The 1,618-nt window shown below is 73.5% G+C and carries 1 protein-coding gene; it reads left to right on the top strand.

Features of this window, described 5'->3' with window-relative positions; translation table 11 throughout:
- Positions 1–98: 98 nt before the first annotated feature.
- Positions 99–1,618 (top strand): polyketide synthase dehydratase domain-containing protein (locus ACLVWQ_RS29655; protein ID WP_414112291.1); only part of this gene is annotated, 1,520 nt, incomplete at its 3' end.

Below are 1,618 nucleotides of genomic sequence, written 5' to 3'. Positions count from 1 at the left end.
TCGTGGCGTTGCAGCGTCGGGATCAGCCGCAGGTGCGGACGGCGTTGGGTGCGTTGGCTCAGGTGTATGTGGCGGGTCATGATGTGGATTGGTCGGGGGTGTTCGCGGGGACCGGGGCGTCTCTGGTCGACCTGCCGACGTATCCCTTCCAACACCAGCCCTACTGGCTGGACGGCACCTCCCCGGGCGGCCGGAGCACCACAGGGCTCAGCCTGGCGGCCATGGGCCATCCGGTGCTGACACACGCCATGGAGCTCGTCGGGAGCGACGGCGCGGTCTTCACCGGCCGGCTCTCCCTGCACACCCACTCCTGGCTCGCCGACCACCGCGTCGACGGGATCGCGACCCTGCCCTCCTCGGCCCTGGTGGACCTGGCGGTCCGGGCCGGCGACGAGGTGGGCCGCTCCGGAATCGCCGGCCTGACGGTCGACACCCCGATGACCGTTCCTGACCAGGGCGGGATCCAGGTACAGGTGACCGTGGGCCCGGTCGACGAGGACGACGGGTACCGGCGGATCACCATCGGTTCACGGCCCGACCGGGACGACCCGGCCGTTCCGTGGGAGGTACACGTCACCGGACTGCTCACCGAGGCGGCGCCGGCGCCCGAGGTCTCACTGGCCGCCTGGCCGCCGGCCGGCGCCGAGCCGGTGGAGACGGACGGCTTCTACGACCGGCTCGCGGAGAACGGCCACGTCCACGGCCCGGTCTTCCGCGGACTGCGCACCCTCTGGCGCCGCGACGACGAGCTGTTCGCCGAGGTCCGGCTCCCCGACGACACGGACCCGGACACGTACAGCATCCATCCGGCGCTGCTCGACGCCGCACTGCACCCGCTGCTCGACGCCGGGTACGTCAGCGACCTGTCCTGGCACGGCTTCAACCTGTACGCCGCCGGCTCGCGCGCCCTCCGGGTCCGCGTCCGGCCCCAGGGCCCGGACGCGTTCCGGCTCTGGCTGGCCGACGACACCGGCGAACCCGTCGCCGAGGTCCGTACGCTGCGGCGGAGTCCGGCGGCCCCCGCCCGGCAGGCCGACAGTGTCACGGACGACTCCCTGTTCCACGTGGCCTGGCCGCCGGTCGCCCTCCCCGACCGGGAGGACATCGTCCCCGCCCGCCGGGCCGCGCTCGGCACCAATGCGCTGGATGGCTTCGCAGATCGTGTCGAGAGCGTCGCCGACGCCGCCGGTGCCGTCCTCGTCGCGATGATCGACGAGGACGCCGGACACGACGGTGCCACCGTGGACGTGGCGCACCGGAACACCGTACGGGCGCTCGAACTCGTCCAGGAGAGCCTGGCGTCCGGAACCTCCCGGCTCGTACTGGTGACGCGCAACGCCGTCGCCACCCACGACGGCGAGGACGTCGCGGTCGGCACGGCCCCGGTGTGGGGGCTGGTCCGGTCGGCCCAGGTCGAGAACCCCGGCCGTATCACGCTGATCGACATCGACGACGACCCGGCGAGCAGCGAGCAGCTCCCCGCCGCGATCGCGTCCGGCCACGACCAGGTGGCCGTCCGCGCGGGACGGGCGAGCGCTCCCAGACTGGCCAGGGTCCGCCCGGCGGAGGTGGTGCGGCCCGAAGTGCCGGCCGAGGGCACGGTGCTGGTGACCGGCGG

Origin of the sequence: Streptomyces sp. CWNU-52B (assembly GCF_047444975.1) — a bacterium.
Taxonomy (GTDB): domain Bacteria; phylum Actinomycetota; class Actinomycetes; order Streptomycetales; family Streptomycetaceae; genus Streptomyces.
The sequence above is the reverse complement of the archived record's forward strand: the minus strand, read 5'-3'. Positions and strand labels throughout refer to the sequence as shown.